Genomic DNA, 16,797 nt, shown 5'->3' on the forward strand with positions numbered 1-16,797 from the left:
CATCAACCAGCCAGCAGTCCGTATTCCGCCGCCGGCGGCGCCACGGTGACGAAGGACACGGCGTTGCGACCGCCGCGCTTGGCGTCGTAAAGCGCGGCGTCGGCGGCGCGGACGAGGTCTTCGAGATCGGCCATGCCTCGCGGCGCGGCCGACACGCCGAAACTCGCAGTCACGACGCCGCCCTCGACGAGTCCATGATGCGGAATCGCCAGGGCCTCGATTGTCCCACGCAGCCTTTCGGCCGCGAGCAGCGCCGTCTGCGCATCGCATCCCGGCAGAAGCACCAGAAGTTCCTCGCCGCCGAATCGGAAGGCTGCGCCCATTTCGCTCATCTCCTCCGCCACGCAGGCGCTGACCCGGCGAATGCAGGCGTCGCCTTCGACATGGCCGTGCACATCGTTGTAGAGCTTGAAGTGATCGATATCGAGCATGACGACGGCCACCGGCGCGTTCGCAGCGCCTTCCCAGACGGATTTGGAAATCCGGTTCAGCGACCGCCGGTTATAGAGACCCGTCAACTCGTCCCGCTCGGATTGCTGTAACAATTCCGCCTGCAGCATTTCGCCGCGCAAGCGGTTCAGGAAATTCAGCCGGTCCTTGCGCTCCATGAAATAGGCGCTGAGCGCCAGGAAGATCGCCAGCGTCACGAAGAATGTGACCACGCCGGAAAAGGCGACCGCATCCAGCGAGCCATTCATCTGGATCAGCGTGAAATGCACGATGCAGAGCGTTGCGAGGCCGATGACGATGGCCGGGAACCGCGGCTGCAGCGCGATCACGAAAAACAGCAGCGTGGCAATATTGCCGTTCTGATAGACGAAGAAATAGGGGCTCTGGCTCGTGACGCTCGCCGCCATGGGCAGGAAGCCGCCCAGTACGCAAACGGAAATGGCGAGCAGATCGTAACTGAGCGCCGTGGGTCGCCGTTTCACCAGCCAGACGGCGATGAAGGCGTAGGGCGTGAAAATGCAGAACCTGACGAAAGCCAATTGCGGAAAAACGTCCTGCATCATGGTGACGTCGCCGAAATACACGAGATCGTAGATGAATGTGCCGACAAAGGCCCAGAACAGGGCCAGTCTGATGCGCGCCTCGGCGAATTCCCGGCCATAGGCGCGCTCGAGCGCGTCCGCAAAGCGCAACCAGCGAAATCCGCCGGCCAGTTCATGATCAATCTGATCCAGTGTCGCGACGGTCATCGTCGAGTCCCCAAGTTGTGGAGCATACTCAACGCAAGGTAATGTCAAAAGTTAAAGAGAACCTAAATTTCTTCGGGTTCCCTCAGAATTTTCGCTTTGTTTTCCGCGTTGTGCCGCAGAGACTCGCGACATGTGGACGAGATCACTCGTCGCTCATGCGCAGGGCTGCGATGAAGGCTTCCTGCGGAATTTCCACCTTGCCGAACTGGCGCATGCGCTTCTTGCCTTCCTTCTGCTTGTCGAGCAGCTTGCGCTTGCGGGTGGCGTCGCCGCCGTAGCACTTCGCCGTCACGTCCTTGCGCAGCGCTGATATCGTCTCGCGGGCGATGACGTTGCCGCCGATGGCCGCCTGGATCGGGATCTTGAACATGTGCTTCGGGATCAGCTCCTTGAGCTTTTCGCACATGTCGCGACCGCGCTTTTCGGCTGCGGAGCGGTGGACCAGCATCGACAGAGCATCGACCGGCTCGCCATTGACGAGGATCGACATCTTCACGAGATTGCCCGGCTGGTAGTCGGTCAGGTGATAGTCGAACGAGGCGTAGCCCTTGGAGATGGACTTCAGGCGGTCATAGAAATCGAACACGACTTCGTTGAGCGGCAGGTCATAGGTGACCATGGCGCGCGCGCCGGCATAAGTGAGCTCGACCTGGATGCCGCGACGATCCTGGCAGAGCTTCAGCACCGAGCCGAGATAATCGTCCGGCGTCATGATGGTGGCGCGGATCCAGGGCTCGCGGATTTCCTTGATCTTGACGACGTCGGGCATATCGGCCGGATTGTGCAGCTCGATCTCGGAGCCGTCGGTCATCGACATCTGATAAACGACCGACGGCGCGGTGGCGATCAGGTCGAGATTGAATTCGCGCTCCAGGCGCTCCTGGATGATTTCGAGATGCAGCAGGCCGAGGAAGCCGCAGCGGAAGCCGAAACCGAGCGCAGCCGAGCTTTCCATTTCGAACGAGAATGAAGCGTCGTTGAGACGCAGCTTGCCCATGGCGGCGCGCAGATCCTCGAAATCGGCGGCGTCGACCGGGAACAGGCCGCAGAACACCACCGGCTGGGCGGGCTTGAATCCCGGCAACGCCTCGGCGGTGGGCTTGCGATCATCGGTGATGGTGTCGCCGACGCGGGTGTCGGCCACTTCCTTGATCGAGGCGGTGATGAAACCAACCTCGCCGGGGCCGAGTTCCTCGACATTGAGCATTTTCGGCGTGAGCACGCCGATGCGTTCGACGGTGTATTTGGCGTCGGTGCCCATCATGCGGATGAGCTGGCCCTTCTTCATCACCCCGTCGATAATGCGCACCAGCACCATGACGCCGAGATAGGTGTCGTACCAGCTGTCGACCAGCATCGCCTTGAGCGGAGCCTTGTCGTCGCCGGTCTTCGGCGCCGGCAGGCGGTTGACGATCGCTTCCAGCACATCGGGAATGCCGAGGCCCGTCTTGGCCGAGATCATCACGGCGTCGGAGGCGTCGAGCCCGATGACGTCCTCGATCTGCTGCTTGATGCGCTCGGGCTCGGCCGCCGGCAGGTCGACCTTGTTGAGCACAGGGACGATCTCGTGATTGGCGTCGAGCGCCTGATAGACATTGGCCAGCGTCTGGGCCTCGACGCCCTGGGAGGCGTCGACCACGAGCAGCGAGCCCTCGCAGGCGGCGAGCGACCGGCTGACTTCATAGGCGAAGTCGACATGGCCTGGCGTGTCCATGAGGTTCAGCACATAGGTTTCGCCATTGTTGGCCTTGTAGTGCAGGCGCACCGTCTGGGCCTTGATGGTGATGCCGCGTTCCTTTTCGATGTCCATATTGTCGAGCACCTGCTCGGACATCTCGCGCGCTGCGAGGCCGCCGCAGGTCTGGATCAGACGGTCGGCCAGCGTCGATTTGCCGTGGTCGATATGGGCCACGATCGAGAAGTTGCGGATATGGGAAAGGGGCGTGCGGTTTTCTGTGCTCATGGGCGAGCGCATACAATGGAACGCCTAAAAATGTAAAGGTTCTTGCCGCTGAAAGGCGGCATTTCCGGCGCTTGCGCTTCCGGAAACGACAAAGCCCCCGCTCTTTCGAACGGAGGCTTCCTCAGAGTGGAACCCCAACTTATTCGCCGTAGGGGATCCAGACATTCTTGATGTCTGTCGCCTTGCGCAGGAAAAGCGGGCCTTCCGCCTGGGCTGGATCCATCCAGTCGATCGCCTTGCCGTAGTCGGTGAAGACGCGCTTGAGATTGCCGGCTGAGGCCTTCTCACTCATGGCGGCGAGCGCTGGCGAGCCGAAGGCCCAGAGCGCGTCGACGTCGTTGTGGGTCGCGAGCGCCTTGCCGAGTTCCATGGCCGAGCCGGTGACGATATTGACGGCGCCGGCAGGCACATCCGAGGTTTCCAGCACCGAATAGAAGTCGGTTGCTGACAGCGGATGAACTTCGCTGGGGACGGCGACGACCCGGTTGCCGACCGCAATCAGCGGCGCAACGAGCGAGATGAAGCCGAGAAGCGGGGCTTCCGGCGAGCAGATCACGCCTGCGACGCCCTGCGGCTCCGGCAGAGCCAGCGCCACGCCGCGCAGCGGCGGCGTATGGATGAGGCCCTCATATTTGTCGGCCCAGGCGCCATAGGTAAAGAGGCGCGAGATCGACGCCTCGACTTCGGCCTTGGCGGAGGCTGCGCTGCGGCCGGTCTGGGCGGCGATGCGGGCGGCGAACTCGTCCTCGCGGGCCGAGAGATTTTCGGCGATGTAATAGAGGATCTGCGCGCGGTTATGCGCGGTGGCCGAGGACCAGCCGGAGGCGGCCTGCGCGGCGGCGACCGCATTGCGGATATCCTTGCGATTGCCCTCGCCGACTTCGCCCACGACCTTGCCCTTGGGCGACAGGATCGGACGGTTGTAGTTGCCGTCGGGACGCGCCTGCTTGCCGCCGATGAACAATTTGGCGGTGCGATCGATCACCGGTGCGGCGAAATCGCCCTGCGTCGTCTTGAGCGCCGGGGTCGTTATATCGGCTCGGAGCTTGGCGTTGGTCCAGGCCTTGGGCTTCAGATATTCATAGGCGCCTTCGCGACCGCCCTCGCGGCCAAAGCCCGATTCCTTCTTGCCGCCGAAGCCGGCGGAGGCGTCGAACATATTGGTGGCGTTGACCCAGACCACGCCGGCCGAGAGTTTCGCCGCGACATTGAGCGCCAGCCCGATCGTTTCGCTCCAGACGCTGGCGGCGAGACCGTAGCGGGAGTGGTTGGCGAGCTGCAGGGCCTCATCCGGGGTGCGGAAGGTCATAGACACCGCCACCGGTCCGAAGATCTCTTCGGTGGCGACGATCGAGGTCGGCTGCACATTGGCGATCAGCGTCGGGCGGAAGAAGCTGCCGCCAACGGGAAGTTCGCAATCGGACTGGTAGAGCGTGCCGCCCTCCTCGACGCCCTGCTTGACGAGCTTTTCGATGCGCGCCAGCTGCACCGGCGCGACGATGGCGGCCATGTCGATGCATTTGTCGAGCGGCTGTCCCACGCGCAGCGTCTGCAGGCGGCGATCGAGCTTGGCGTGGAACCGATCCGCCACGCCTTCCTGCACGAGAATGCGCGAGCCGGCGCAGCAGACCTGGCCCTGGTTGAACCAGATGGCGTCGACCACGCCTTCCACAGCGCCGTCGAGATCGGCGTCGTCGAAGACGATGAAGGGCGACTTGCCGCCGAGCTCCAGCGTCAGCGACTTGCCGGAGCCGGCGGTGCGTTCGCGGATGACGCGGCCGACGTCGGTCGAGCCGGTGAAGGCGATCTTGTCGACTCCCTGATGTTCGACGATCAGCGCACCGGTGTCGCCCTCGCCGGTCACCACATTGAGCACGCCGGCGGGAAGGCCGGCGGCGGCGGCGAGTTCGGCAAACAACAGCGCGGTCAGCGAGGTGAATTCAGCCGGCTTCAGCACCACGGTGTTGCCGAGCGCGAGCGCCGGCGCGACTTTCCAGGCCAGCATCAGGAAGGGGAAATTCCAGGGAATGATCTGGCCTATCACCCCGACCGGCTGCTGGTCGGCGAATTCCGTTTCCTGCAGCTGCGCCCATCCGGCGTGATGGTAGAAATGGCGGGCGGCGAGCGGCACGTCGATGTCGCGCGTCTCGCGCACCGGCTTGCCGTTGTCGATCGCCTCGACCACGGCGATCAGGCGGGCATGACGCTGGATCATCCGCGCCAGCGCATAGAGATGGCGGGCGCGCTGATGGCCCGGAAGTTTGGCCCAGGCGGCTTGCGCCTTGCGGGCGGCGGCGACCGCCGCGTCGACATCGGCGGCCTCGCCATGGGCGAGCGTCGCGAGTTTGGCGCCGGTGGCGGGCTCGAACGTGTCGAACGTGCGGCCCGAGCCGGACGCCCGGAATTCGCCATTGATGAAATGACCGAAGGTCGAGCCATGGCGCTTCAGCCAGGCGCGGGCTTCGGTGTCGGCTTCGGGGGCGGGACCGTAGGACATGTCGTCGAAATAATCTGAAACGGATTTGCTCATGGAAGTCGGCTCCTCGATCAACCGATCGGATGTCTGACGAAGGCGGAATAGGCGCCGGTGACGTGATGTTCGAGCTGGCGCTCGATATCGGCGAGCAGGCTGGAGGCGCCGATGCGAAACAGATCCGGCTCCAGCCATTCGCGGCCCAGCTCTTCCTTCATCAGGAACTGGTAGTTCAGCACGTCCTTGGCGGCGGAAATGCCGCCGGCGGGCTTGTAGCCGACCTTGTAGCCGGTGCGCTCATAATAATCGCGGATGGTGCGGATCATGGTCAGCGTCACCAGAAGCGTGGCGTTGACGCCTTCTTTGCCGGTCGAGGTCTTGATGAAATCCGCGCCGGCCATCATGCAGACGATCGAGGCGCGGGCGACATTGCGCAGCGTCTTCAGATCGCCGGTCGCCAGGATCGCCTTGACATGGGCGTCGCCGCAGGCGGCGCGGTAATCCCGCATTTCGCGATAGAGCGCTTCCCAATTGCCGGTCAGCACATGTTCGCGGGTGATGACGATGTCGATTTCCTTGGCGCCGTCGGCGACCGAGGCCTCGATTTCCTTGACCTTGGTCTCATGCGGCGAGAGACCGGCGGGGAAGCCCGTGGAGACGGCGGCGACCGGAATGCCGGTGCCTTCCAGCGCCTCGACGGCGGTGGCGACGAAGCGGTGATAGACGCAGACCGCGCCGGTGGTGATGCGGCGATCGCCCATGCCGATGGCGTCCAGGAGATCCTGGCGCACCGGATTGGCGGCCTTGGCGCAGAGACGGCGCACGCGGCCGGCGGTGTCGTCGCCGTTCAGCGTCGTCAGGTCGATGCAGGTCAGCGCCTTCAGAAGCCAGGCGGCCTGAGCCTCCTTCTTGACCGTGCGGCGACCCGGCAGGCTCGCCACCCGCCGTTCGCCGGCCGACAGATTGACCCGCTGGTCCATGACCCAGCCGAGATCGAGCTCCATGCCCGGATTTCTCGGCCAGCCATGATTGGCGGCATGGGCCTGAGCGGCCTTGTCCATTGTTGCAGTCTCCACCAGAGCCTCCCGGCAATATGTTATCTTTTTTACATTCTGTGTTACTTTCACACCAAAATACGATTTGGTCAAGCGCCATTCTCATCCGGCGCGTAGAGACCGCTTTCGGTATAGATCGCATCGAAGCCGTCGAGCGGGGCGAAAAAGGCCGGCCGGATGCGGCCGAGCTTGCTGTCGTCGAGAATGAGGATGCTGCGGGCGGCAACCGCCATCGCCTTCTTCTTGATCTCGGCTTCGTGGAAGTGCTCGCAGGTCGCCCCTCGCCCCTCGTCCAGGCCAGCGGCCGAGAGGAAGGCGACGTTGAGGCCGAGTTCATCCAGCGTCTGCAGCGCCGCGGCGCCGGAGAAGGAGGCCGAGGCGGGGTGATAGACGCCGCCCAGCATGATCAGCCTCACATTGGATTTGCGCGCCAGGCGTTCGGCAATGTTGAGCGCGTAGCAGCACACCGTGAGCGGCATATCGACTGGCAGGAGATCGGCGAGATGCATCATGGTGCTGCCGCAATCGATGAACAGCGTGTCCTCGGCGCGGATATGCGGCAGCGCCTGGGCGGAAGCGCGCTCCTTGGCCGAGGCGTGGCGGTCACTTGCGGACGCCAGTTCATAAGGCTGTTCCGGCTCGACCGCCTGGGCCGGCATGATATGGCCGCCGATAAAGGCAAAGCGCCCGGTTTCGGCGGCGATGTCCCGCCGGATGGTCATTTCGGAGACGTCGAGAGCGCGGGCGGCATCCTTGAGATGCACGATCCCCCGCTCTGAAATCATCGCCGTCAACCGGTCGAGCCTATCCTGTTTTTTCATGCCGCACCTCGTTGAGAGGAAAATGGCGCATGTTTCACAGGATGGTCAACAGCAATGTGAACAATATCACATTTGTTGACGCCTATTCGTAGAGCGCCTTGATTTCGCGCAACGCCTTGATCAGCACAGACGCATCGGCGCCGACGGCGATGAAGTTGACGCCCATGTCGCGATAGCGTTTGGCGTCGACAGGATCGGGCATATAGATGCCCGTGGCCTTGCCGTGGCTCTGTATCCGGCGGATGGCGTCGTCGATCGCCGATTTGACCTCCGGCGCATGATAATTGCCCGGATGGCCCATATCGGCGGCGAGATCGGAAGGGCCGATGAAGACGCAGTCGACACCATCGGTTGCGGCGATATCGTCCAGCGCCGCAAGCCCGGCCCGGCTTTCGACCTGCAGCATCAGGCAGATCTGGTCGGCTGCCGTCGACATATAGTCGGGGATGGAATTGAACATCGAGGCGCGGGCGATGCTGGCGCCGACCCCGCGAATGCCTTCGGGCGCATAGCGCACCGCTTTGACCATCAGTTCGGCCTGGGCGCCGCTTTCGATCATCGGCAGCAGCAGCGATTGCACGCCGATATCGAGATATTGCTTGATGAGATGGACATCGGCGCTGGGCGGCCGGGCGACGACGGACGAGGCCGAACCTTTCAGCGCCTGCGCCTGCATCATGATCGAGCGCAAATCATTGGGTGCATGTTCGCCGTCGATCAGCACCCAGTCGAAGCCGATCGTGCCGGCGAGTTCCGACGAATAGCTGTTGGCGAGAACAAGCCAGATGCCGATGGTCGTATCGCCGGCGGCGAGCCGTTTCTTCAAGCGGTTTTCAGGCGCGGACATGGCGGTCTCCAATGATCACAGCAGGGATTTCAGGGCGAAGCCGGCGTCTTCCACCTGTTCGGGCGTCAAGGTCTTGCCGCCTTCGAGAATGCGCCGGGCGACCATATAGGTCGCGCCGTCATTGAGGCAGTCGGCGGCAAGGAAGCGGCCGCCCTTGAAATAGAAATGCGATTTCGCGCCCTCGCGCGCGCCGGGCCGGGTGACGACCCGATCATAGCCGGTGTTGAGGCCGGCGATCTGCAGCTTGAGTTCGAACTGATCGGACCAGAACCACGGCGTCGGGTTATAATCGACGCTGTCGCCCAGCATGTTGCGCGCGGCGATCAGGCCCATGTCGTTGGCGTTCTGCACCGATTCAAGCCGGATATGGTGGTCGCCATAGGGGAAGCTCGCGCAATCGCCGATCGCGAAGATCTCGGGGTCGCTGCTGCGCAGCTCCCGGTCCACCACGACGCCATTTGCGATCGTGAGGCCCGCCTGGTCGGCGAGCGCCACATCCGGCGTCACGCCGATGCCGGTGACGATGAAATCAGCCGCGATCACCGATCCGTCCGAAAGCTCGACGCCGGTCGCGCGGCCGCCGTCCTCGACGATCTGCTTGAGCGCGGCGTTCTCGAAGATCCTGACGCCATGGGCATGATGGAGCGCGCGGACATCGTCTGCGGTCTCGGCGCAAGCGACGCGCTTCAAGATGCGGTCGGCGGCTTCGATCACGGTGACGGTAGCGCCCTTCTTGGAAGCTTCGGAGGCGGCCTCGAGGCCGATATAGCCGCCGCCGATCACCACCAGCCGCGCGCCGTCTCTCATCTGCTCCATCAGCGCATGCGCGTCGCCGAGATCGCGCATCACATGCACATTCGGCAGATGGCCGCCGATTTCCTCGGGCAGCCGGCGCGGACGCGCGCCGGTGGCGATCAGCAGCCGGTCATAGGACAGCGCCTCGCCGTCGGCGAGATGCACGGTCTTGTGGGCGCGGTCGATGCGATCGGCGAAGACGCCGCGTATGAGAGTGATGCGGTTGGCCGCATACCAGTCTTCCGGACGCAGAAGGATCTGCTCGAAGCCGGATTTGCCGGACATATAGGCCTTGGAGAGCGGCGGACGCTGATAGGGCAGCTCGGCATCGCTGGAGACGATGACGATCTCCGCCTCCGCCGACAGTTTCCGTAGCTCGGCCGCCGCCGAAAGCGCGGCGTGGCTGCCGCCTATGATCACGGTCTTCATTGTCCCGTCCTCCATCACCGATCGCGACGCATTGCCGATGGTTCAACATGATTTCGGGTTCCGGGGCAAGCCGCGCTCCCGCCTGCGACGGCGCGGCGCCTGTTTTGGCCAGAGCAACTAAAGGCGAGCGGATGGCGCTCGCCGCGATGCATCAGCCGAGTCGCGTGATGTGATTGTCCCAGGCGAGCTCGGTCTTTCGCGCCTCGAACCAGCCGGTTTCAGTGGAGCGGATGAAGCTCGTCTGTTCCGGCGCAAGACCACAGACGCCGCCGATCGCTTCCTGGCGGACGAGGTTCGCCGACTTGACGTCGAAGGCCGCCCATTGCCCGCCTTTGGGCGAGGAGACCGCGACGAGTCCCGCGTCGCGATTGACCATCACCGAGCCGATGTAGTTGTCGAAGCCGCGTAGAACCTCTTCCGGCAAGTCGAGGAAACGCAGGTCTTCGCCGCGCTTGAAGCTGCCGAGAAGTTGCGGATAATCTGTCTTGGGGCCCTCATATTGGCATCCGAACCAGATGCTGCCGGAGGCGTCGATATCCATATGCCTGGTCGACAGCTGCCGTATTTCGGCCGGCAGGTCGTGCTTCTCCACCAAGCGCCCGTCGCCGAGATCGATAATGACGAGAGACGGCTCCATGCGATCGAGATTGAGCTTGGCGCGGCCCATGGACGGATGTTGCTTGATGCCGCCATTGGCGATGGCGAGATAACGTCCGCCTTCGAGGATCTGGAGGTCGTGGGTGTCCATGCCATGGGCGGAGAATTCGCCGATCTTCGTCCAGCCGGCGCTGGCGTCGTAAACGCCGATCTTGCCGGCGTAATTGTCGAAGTCGTTTTCGGCGACATAAAGCCTGCGGCCATCCGGCGAAAAGGCGCCGTGACCGAAGAAATGCCTGTCCTCGGCCGCCTGGATCAGCTTCAGCGGCGCGCCCGTGGCGGTGTCGATCACCAGCGCAAACGTCCCCGGACGCCGGGCGAAGGCCACAGCACGGCCATTGAGCGGATCGAAGCTGACGTCATGGCCGCGATCGGGCAACGCCACACGGGCGATCTCGCCGCCGTCTTCCGCCAGCAGCGCCACGCCATAGGCGCCGCCCGCATCCATGAAGGCGCTGGCGAAGACGGCCGGGCTGGCTGCGAGAACATCATGACCGCGCGCCGACAAGCCGCTGGCGAACAATAAGCCGGCCGCCTTGAGGAAGGACCGGCGCTCGATCAGCAGGGTCCGCATCGCTCAGTCTCCGTCGCCGAAGGAAAAACCGGCGCTCAAGCCCACGGCGGCGCCGACATCGCGATCGATTCGGGCGCTGGCGTCGCGCAGATTGAAGAGCAGGAAGTCGATCTTGCGTTGATATTTGCCGTCCGCCAGACGTTCGGGGCTGGGCTGCTCCATCTTCGCCGCCGCGCCGCCTGCGGTCTTGAAGTCGAATTCCACGGCGTCGGCCAGGGCTTCGGCGTCGCCGGTCAGGAGGCTGCGCATGTCCGACGTCTTCCAGAGATCGGCGAGTCCGGAAATATTGCCGTGGATGGCGCGCATGGTGTTTTCGGAGCGCCATAGCAGCGCGAACCGCGGGGAGGTCTTTTCCCCCTCGCCCTTGTAGAACGGTTTGACGCGCTGATCGCGCACGGTTTCAATCCCATGCACGAAAATGCCGATCATCGCCTGCAAGGCTTCGTCGCCGGTGCGGAAGACCGGATTGGCCGGGCCCGGCTCCTTCCAGTTTTTCGCCACGCCATCGGGCGCATCCCAGGCGGCGGAAAGCTCGCCGGCGATACTTTCGATATTGCGGGAAACCGCCAGGCCGAACCGGCACTGGTCGGCATCGTCAGGACTCGTCACCACGCCGGCCTCGCGTCCGAAAAAAGTCAGTTCATAGGCGCCGAGGCCCTGAACCGCGACGCTTTTGTCAGCAAGGCTCACCGCATCCGTGTCGGACGCATCTGGATCGGCGAGGATCTTCTGAACCTGTTTCTGACCCGTCGACTTGCGGTCGGGATAAAAAAGGATACGCTCATAGCGGTTGTTTTCAAGCACCGGCCCCTCGCGCACGATCTCGATGCGCGCCCAGGCTTCGACGAGGTCGCCGAACCGCGCCTTCAAACTCGTCAGGCCGTCATCGCTGGGCGCGGTGCAGAAAGCGGCGGTGTTTTCCGAGAGCCCCTGAGCGGCATCTTTCAAGGCGCTGTAGGACGGCCGGATATAGCCATCGACCGCATCGACCATGATCTTGCGGGCTACCGCGTCATCGACGGCGAGCGCCGGAGAGGCGAGCGGAGCCATGAGGGCGGCAATCAGAAGCACGGATTTCATCGTCATCAGAGCGACTCCAGGAAACGGATCATGAGATCGCGGTCGCGTTTATCGAGTTTGGCATAGGCGTCGCGCGCGGCGCGGCCTTCGCCGTCATGCCAGAGAACGGCCTCCTCCAGCGTCCGGGCGCGGCCGTCATGCAGATAGAATTCCTGGCCGCCAACCGTGCGAGTGAGGCCAATAGCCCAAAGCGGCGGCGTGCGCCACTCCCGCCCCGAAGCCTCGCCCACCGTCTGGCCATCGGCGAGGCCCTCGCCCATGTCGTGCAACAGGAAATCGGAATAGGGCCAGATGAGCTGGAAGCGCTGCGGCTTGGCCGGCCAGTCCTTGCGCGTCACATATTTCGGCGTATGGCAGCTGGCGCAGCCTGAGTCGTAAAACAGCTTCTTTCCGGCCAGAGTTTCCGAAAAGGAGGCTTTTCGGCGAGCGGGAACGGCGAGATTTTCCGAGTAAAAGGTCACCAGCGGCAGAATCGGATCGGGCGCTTCGCTGGGACCCAGACGCACTTGGGTTCCGCCTGCAAGCGCCAAACAGTCAACCTGCTTGGGGGTGCAGTCGCCATGATCCTCGGGCAGAAGCGGGGTCGAAATGCCGATGTCGCCGAGAAAGGCGTGCGCCGATTGGTCGCGCACATTGGCCTGCTCGCCTTTCCAGCCGAAACGGCCGACGCGGACCTCGCCATCGCTGGCGCGGGTCCATTGCGGACGGCCGGAGACGCCGTCGCCATCGCGGTCTTCAGGATCCACACTGGCCAGGATGTCACCCTCGGCGATCGCCTCGATGAGGCCGAGGCCGATCATGGCAGGGGCGATGCGCGGCGACAGCGACGTGTGGGGATCGAGCGGCCCGTAGCGCAGATCGACGGCCTGGTAGGAGGGCTTGCGAAGTTCGATGACGGTCCCGTCGGGGAAGCGGAACGGCTGCGGCTGATAGCGGATTCGCATCCGTCCCTCGGGCGTGACGCCGGCGATGGCCTTGTCCTGCAGCTGACCGCCATAAACGGGATCGGGGAAATTGAGCAGCAGATGATCTTTGAGCGAAGCCGTCTCCGCATCGGTCGTCGGCTCGCGCGCCAGACGGAGGAACATCGAGGTCATGTCCGCCTTGCCTTCCGGCGGGTGGCCGCGACCGTCATTGATGTGGCAGGCGTCGCAAGAGCGGGCGTTGTAGAATGGCCCCAAGCCATCGGAGGCCTGGGTGGACGAGGGCGCGGGCACCCAGATCTTGCGGAACAGCGCATTGCCGAGACGGAAATTCATCACGTCTTCGTCCGCCAGATTGGCGGAGAAATGTGAAAACGCGTTGCGGTCGGGATCCTCGATCGAGGTCGCGGCTCCGGCCTGCATGGCCTCATAGGGCTCGGCTTTGGAGAAATCCGTGGTGGGCCTGACCACATCGCCGACCCGCGCTTTTTCGCGCGGATCGAGATCCGGGCGTTCTGCGGTTTCGGCGAACGCGAATACCGAAACGCCCAGCAGAGGCAGGACCAGAAGGTTCAACCGCAGAGCCGGGCGTCGCATCATCTCACCCATGAAACCGTGACATGGGGCCATGCGGCCCCATCCGCTTATTGGAACACGGCGTTGGGATTGTCCAGACTATCGGAGCCTTCGAGCTCGATCTGGCCCAGGTCGAACGCAGAAATCACGCGCTGGATCGACTTGGTCTGGTCCACCAGACCATCGATCGCGGCCTGGACGACGGCGTTGCCGTCCTTGTTGCCTTCGCCGATCATCTGGTCATAGGCCTCGACCGTCTCGCCGCGCTTGGCCATGGCGTGCATGGCGTCGAGCGTGTGGCCGAGCTTGGCTTTCACTTCGGCGTCGAGGCTGGCATCCTTTTCCTTGACGAGGTCGGAGAGCGAGGGACCGCTGAGCTTCGAGCCGTCGACGCGGGTATAGGCGTTCTCATAGACGCCGGCGATGCCGATGGCGTCGTTGAGATGCGAGTTGTAGGTGTTGTCGGAGAAGCAATCATGCTCCTCTTCCGGATCATGCAGGAGAACGCCGAGTTTCATGCGCTCGCCGGCCAATTCGCCATAGGACAGCGAGCCCATGCCCGTAAGCATGGCGACGACGCCCTTTTTCGGATCGGCGAGCACGGCCTTGTAGGCCTCGCCTTCGGGCGTCCACTGCTTGACCATGTAGTCGAGATCGCTCACCAGCAGGCTGGATGCAGCCTTCAGATATTGGGCGCGGCGGTCGCAGTGACCGTTGGTGCAATTCTTGACGTCGTAATCGGTATAGGGCCGCGCGCCGGCGCCCGGACCCGTGCCATTGAGATCCTGGCCCCAAAGCAGGAATTCGATGGCGTGATAGCCGGTGGCGACATTGGATTCCGAGCCGCCGGCTTCCTGCAGGGTGCCTGAGAGGAGTTCCGGCGTGATCTTGGTCGCGTCGATTTCCTTGCCGCCGATGGTGAATTTCGGATTGGCGATGACGTTCAGCGTATACTGCTCGTTCTCGTCGCTTTCGGTTCCATAAGCCTTGTCGACATAGTCGATCAGGCCTTCGTCGAGCGGCCAGGCGTTGACCTTGCCTTCCCAGTCGTCGACAACAGGATTGCCGAAGCGATAGGCTTCCGTCTGCTGATAGGGAACGCGGGCCTTGATCCAGGCCTCGCGGGCGGCCTTCAGCGTGTCTTCGGAGGGATTGGCGATCAGCGCGTCGATCGCCTTGTCCAGCGCCTTGGCGGTGATCAGCGAGTCTTCATATTTGGCGTGGCCGATTTCGGCATAGGTCTTGACCACGGCGCCGAGATCGGTGGCGGCGAAGGCGCTGGACATGCCGAAAAGGGCGGTGGCCGACACGAGGCCCAGGCTGAGCCGGGCGAAGGGAAGACGGGTCATGGGCGCTCCTTGACATCAGATGATTGGCGCTGTTCTGACTCATCTGCAAACTGGTGTCAAATCATCCAGATATAAGATCGGCGCAGACAACTATTTCTTTCCGGGAGCAGCGAACAGAAAATCCGCCGCTTGTAGATTAATTTTTGCGCATTATGCTCACGCCATCATCACTTCCGCGGGCGACATGATCAGACATCTGAGGCACTTCATTCAACGCCATGAGCCGCCGGGGCAGGCTCTGGCGCATCTGAAATCCGGCTTCGGCGCGGTGCTCGCGATGACCGGCATCGGCGGCGTGGCCGTGGCCACCGGCCTGCCCTTCCTGCTCGCGCCTTTCGGCGCCACGGCGGTGCTGCTGTTCGGTCAACCCAAAAGTCCGCTCGCTCAGCCGGCCAATGTGCTCGGCGGTTATTTCGTCGCGGCGATGATCGGATCGCTGGCGGTATGGCTGTTTCCCGGCGCCTGGCTTGCCGCCGCCGTCGCTGTAGGCCTGACGATCGCGGTGATGCTGATCCTGAGGGTCACGCATCCGCCGGCGGGCGCGATCCCTCTCGTCGCCTTCGCCAGCCATTTCAGCCTGCCGCTGCTCGTCGCCGTAGTGTCGGCCGGAAGCGCCTTGATGATCGCCATCGCGGTGCTGCATCATCGGCTGCCGCCGACCCAGCAATATCCGCTGAGGCTCGAGAGCTGATTTCAGCCGGCGCGGCGCATCATGGAGAAGTAGAAGCCGTCGGTGTCGGTCGAGGCCGGCGTCAACGTCACGGAAAGACCATCAGGCGAGTAAGGCTGCGGCGCATCGGCTCCGAACAGCGATGTCCAGCCATCAAGCGCCGAGACCAGTGAAAAAGCGGGGTTCGCCGCCAGGAAATCTTCGACCTGACGCTGGTTTTCCTCGGGCAGGATCGAACAGGTGACGTAGCAGAGCACGCCGCCCGGCCGCACATAGGCGCTGGCCTTGGTGAGCGCCTCGCGCTGCTGGCTCAGCCGCTCTTCGAGATTTTTCGGCGTCAGGCGCCATTTGGTGTCTGGACGCCGCCGCCATGTGCCCGTTCCGGTGCAGGGCGCATCGACGAGGACGCGGTCGCATCGGCCCAGGATCGACGCCATGGATTTCTCGTGCTCGTGGACCTGCACATTGCGCGCGCCGGCGCGGCGCAGGCGCTCGATGATCGGCGCCAGCCGCTTGCGGTCGGCGTCGAAGGCGTGAACTTGGCCGCGATTGCCCATGGAGGCCGAAAGGCTGAGCGTCTTGCCGCCGCCGCCGGCGCAATAATCGAGGATCTGCTCGCCCTCTCGGGCGAGAATGAGATCGGCGACGATCTGGGACCCCTCGTCCTGAACCTCGAACCAGCCTTTCTGGAAGGAAAGCTCGGCGGTGACATTGGGCAGCCGCGACGGCCCCTCGCCGGCCGCAATGCGCACGCCCGATCGGGCGATGGCGGAGGGCCGCGCCTGAGCGTGTTCGAGACCCCGGACGACCTTGTCACGGGTGGCTTTCAGCGTATTGGCGCGCAGATCGAGGGTCGGCCGTTCGGCCAGCGCCTGGGCTTCTTTGAGCCATAGGTCGCCGAAATTGGCCCGGAAATGCTCGACGACCCATTCCGGGATATCACCGCGGATATAATCGGGCGCGTCTTCGAGCCGGCGGGAGGAGAAGGCGGCGAGACAGTCCTCGGAGAGCGGCTCGGGCGCGAATTTATCGCCGTCGAATTCGCCGGCGAGATTGGCCGCCTTATATCCCCATTGCCGCAGCATCACCGCGTAAGCCAGCGCTGCGGGCGATGCGTCGTCCATCAGCCAGGCATGCGACAGTTTCATGCGAAGCGCGTCATAGACGATGTTGCCGACGGCGGCGCGATCGCCTGAACCGGCGAAGCGGCGGGACAGGCCCCAATCCTTGAGCGCATCGGCGACCGGCCGGCGGCGCGTTTCGATATCGCTCAACACTTCGATCGCCCCCGAAAGGCGTCCGCCCAGCCGCATGGCTTCAATCTCCTTGTTTCCGGGGGTGGTACCCGCGAATTGCCCGAAGAGCAAGCGTGGGGGCGGCGTTAGA

Annotated in this window: 13 protein-coding genes; 1 reads left to right on the forward strand and 12 read right to left on the reverse strand. The window is 63.6% G+C overall.

Annotation, left to right across the window (positions count from 1 at the left end):
- Positions 1 to 2: 2 nt before the first annotated feature.
- The 11 genes from OCK01_RS22520 to OCK01_RS22570 all read right to left on the reverse strand — a co-directional run bounded on the left by OCK01_RS22520 (position 3) and on the right by OCK01_RS22570 (position 14,678).
- Positions 3 to 1,199: a GGDEF domain-containing protein gene (locus OCK01_RS22520; RefSeq protein WP_263825915.1), complete on the reverse strand. Its 1,197-nt coding sequence runs from the start codon at positions 1,197 to 1,199 to the stop codon at positions 3 to 5.
- A 142-nt stretch (positions 1,200 to 1,341) separates the two neighbouring features.
- The gene (lepA, locus tag OCK01_RS22525) at positions 1,342 to 3,162 is read right to left on the reverse strand and encodes a translation elongation factor 4 (RefSeq protein ID WP_412179059.1); all 1,821 of its coding nucleotides are present in this window, start codon (positions 3,160 to 3,162) and stop codon (positions 1,342 to 1,344) included.
- A gap of 139 nt (positions 3,163 to 3,301) precedes the next feature.
- The gene (locus OCK01_RS22530) at positions 3,302 to 5,692 is read right to left on the reverse strand and encodes an aldehyde dehydrogenase family protein (RefSeq protein ID WP_263825917.1); all 2,391 of its coding nucleotides are present in this window, start codon (positions 5,690 to 5,692) and stop codon (positions 3,302 to 3,304) included.
- Positions 5,693 to 5,709: 17 nt separating this feature from the next.
- Positions 5,710 to 6,696 (reverse strand): deoxyribose-phosphate aldolase, encoded by a 987-nt coding sequence (gene deoC / locus OCK01_RS22535; RefSeq protein ID WP_263826008.1) that lies wholly within the window; start codon positions 6,694 to 6,696, stop codon positions 5,710 to 5,712.
- Positions 6,697 to 6,779: 83 nt separating this feature from the next.
- The gene (locus OCK01_RS22540) at positions 6,780 to 7,511 is read right to left on the reverse strand and encodes a DeoR/GlpR family DNA-binding transcription regulator (protein WP_263825918.1); all 732 of its coding nucleotides are present in this window, start codon (positions 7,509 to 7,511) and stop codon (positions 6,780 to 6,782) included.
- Positions 7,512 to 7,593: 82 nt separating this feature from the next.
- Positions 7,594 to 8,358 (reverse strand): aldolase/citrate lyase family protein, encoded by a 765-nt coding sequence (locus tag OCK01_RS22545; RefSeq protein WP_263825919.1) that lies wholly within the window; start codon positions 8,356 to 8,358, stop codon positions 7,594 to 7,596.
- Between the two features lie 15 nt (positions 8,359 to 8,373).
- The gene (locus OCK01_RS22550; protein WP_263825920.1) at positions 8,374 to 9,582 is read right to left on the reverse strand and encodes an NAD(P)/FAD-dependent oxidoreductase; all 1,209 of its coding nucleotides are present in this window, start codon (positions 9,580 to 9,582) and stop codon (positions 8,374 to 8,376) included.
- 151 nt (positions 9,583 to 9,733) lie between these two features.
- On the reverse strand, positions 9,734 to 10,813 hold the full coding sequence (locus OCK01_RS22555) for a DUF1513 domain-containing protein (RefSeq protein WP_263825921.1): 1,080 nt from the start codon (positions 10,811 to 10,813) through the stop codon (positions 9,734 to 9,736).
- A gap of 3 nt (positions 10,814 to 10,816) precedes the next feature.
- Entirely contained in the window at positions 10,817 to 11,899 is a 1,083-nt protein-coding gene (locus tag OCK01_RS22560; RefSeq protein ID WP_263825922.1) for an imelysin family protein, read from the reverse strand.
- Positions 11,899 to 13,446, reverse strand: a complete 1,548-nt coding sequence (locus OCK01_RS22565; RefSeq protein WP_263825923.1) for a di-heme oxidoredictase family protein — start codon at positions 13,444 to 13,446, stop codon at positions 11,899 to 11,901. The genes OCK01_RS22560 and OCK01_RS22565 overlap by 1 nt, the downstream gene beginning before the upstream one ends.
- Positions 13,447 to 13,460: 14 nt before the next feature.
- On the reverse strand, positions 13,461 to 14,678 hold the full coding sequence (locus tag OCK01_RS22570) for an imelysin family protein (protein WP_263826009.1): 1,218 nt from the start codon (positions 14,676 to 14,678) through the stop codon (positions 13,461 to 13,463).
- A 247-nt stretch (positions 14,679 to 14,925) separates the two neighbouring features.
- On the opposite strand from OCK01_RS22570, the gene OCK01_RS22575 reads away from it, so the two are divergent.
- Entirely contained in the window at positions 14,926 to 15,432 is a 507-nt protein-coding gene (locus OCK01_RS22575; RefSeq protein WP_263825924.1) for an HPP family protein, read from the forward strand.
- Positions 15,433 to 15,434: 2 nt separating this feature from the next.
- On the opposite strand, the gene OCK01_RS22580 is transcribed toward OCK01_RS22575, so the two are convergent.
- Positions 15,435 to 16,724, reverse strand: coding sequence for an RsmB/NOP family class I SAM-dependent RNA methyltransferase (locus OCK01_RS22580; protein WP_263825925.1), 1,290 nt, complete (start codon positions 16,722 to 16,724; stop codon positions 15,435 to 15,437).
- Positions 16,725 to 16,797 lie beyond the last annotated feature (73 nt).

The organism is Rhizobium sp. TRM95796 (assembly GCF_025779995.1).
Lineage (GTDB): Bacteria > Pseudomonadota > Alphaproteobacteria > Rhizobiales > Rhizobiaceae > Rhizobium_E.

Bases quoted from the DNA above. Each gene is read 5' to 3' on its own strand.
- lepA (WP_412179059.1), bottom strand. From the start codon at position 3,162: ATGAGCACAGAAAACCGCACGCCCCTTTCCCATATCCGCAACTTCTCG.
- OCK01_RS22560 (WP_263825922.1), bottom strand. From the start codon at position 11,899: ATGACGATGAAATCCGTGCTTCTGATTGCCGCCCTCATGGCTCCGCTC.
- OCK01_RS22540 (WP_263825918.1), bottom strand. From the start codon at position 7,511: ATGAAAAAACAGGATAGGCTCGACCGGTTGACGGCGATGATTTCAGAG.
- deoC (WP_263826008.1), bottom strand. From the start codon at position 6,696: ATGGACAAGGCCGCTCAGGCCCATGCCGCCAATCATGGCTGGCCGAGA.
- OCK01_RS22565 (WP_263825923.1), bottom strand. From the start codon at position 13,446: ATGGCCCCATGTCACGGTTTCATGGGTGAGATGATGCGACGCCCGGCT.
- OCK01_RS22520 (WP_263825915.1), bottom strand. From the start codon at position 1,199: ATGACCGTCGCGACACTGGATCAGATTGATCATGAACTGGCCGGCGGA.
- OCK01_RS22575 (WP_263825924.1), top strand. From the start codon at position 14,926: ATGATCAGACATCTGAGGCACTTCATTCAACGCCATGAGCCGCCGGGG.
- OCK01_RS22555 (WP_263825921.1), bottom strand. From the start codon at position 10,813: ATGCGGACCCTGCTGATCGAGCGCCGGTCCTTCCTCAAGGCGGCCGGC.
- OCK01_RS22545 (WP_263825919.1), bottom strand. From the start codon at position 8,358: ATGTCCGCGCCTGAAAACCGCTTGAAGAAACGGCTCGCCGCCGGCGAT.
- OCK01_RS22570 (WP_263826009.1), bottom strand. From the start codon at position 14,678: ATGTCCAGCGCCTTCGCCGCCACCGATCTCGGCGCCGTGGTCAAGACC.
- OCK01_RS22530 (WP_263825917.1), bottom strand. From the start codon at position 5,692: ATGAGCAAATCCGTTTCAGATTATTTCGACGACATGTCCTACGGTCCC.
- OCK01_RS22580 (WP_263825925.1), bottom strand. From the start codon at position 16,724: ATGCGGCTGGGCGGACGCCTTTCGGGGGCGATCGAAGTGTTGAGCGAT.
- OCK01_RS22550 (WP_263825920.1), bottom strand. From the start codon at position 9,582: ATGAAGACCGTGATCATAGGCGGCAGCCACGCCGCGCTTTCGGCGGCG.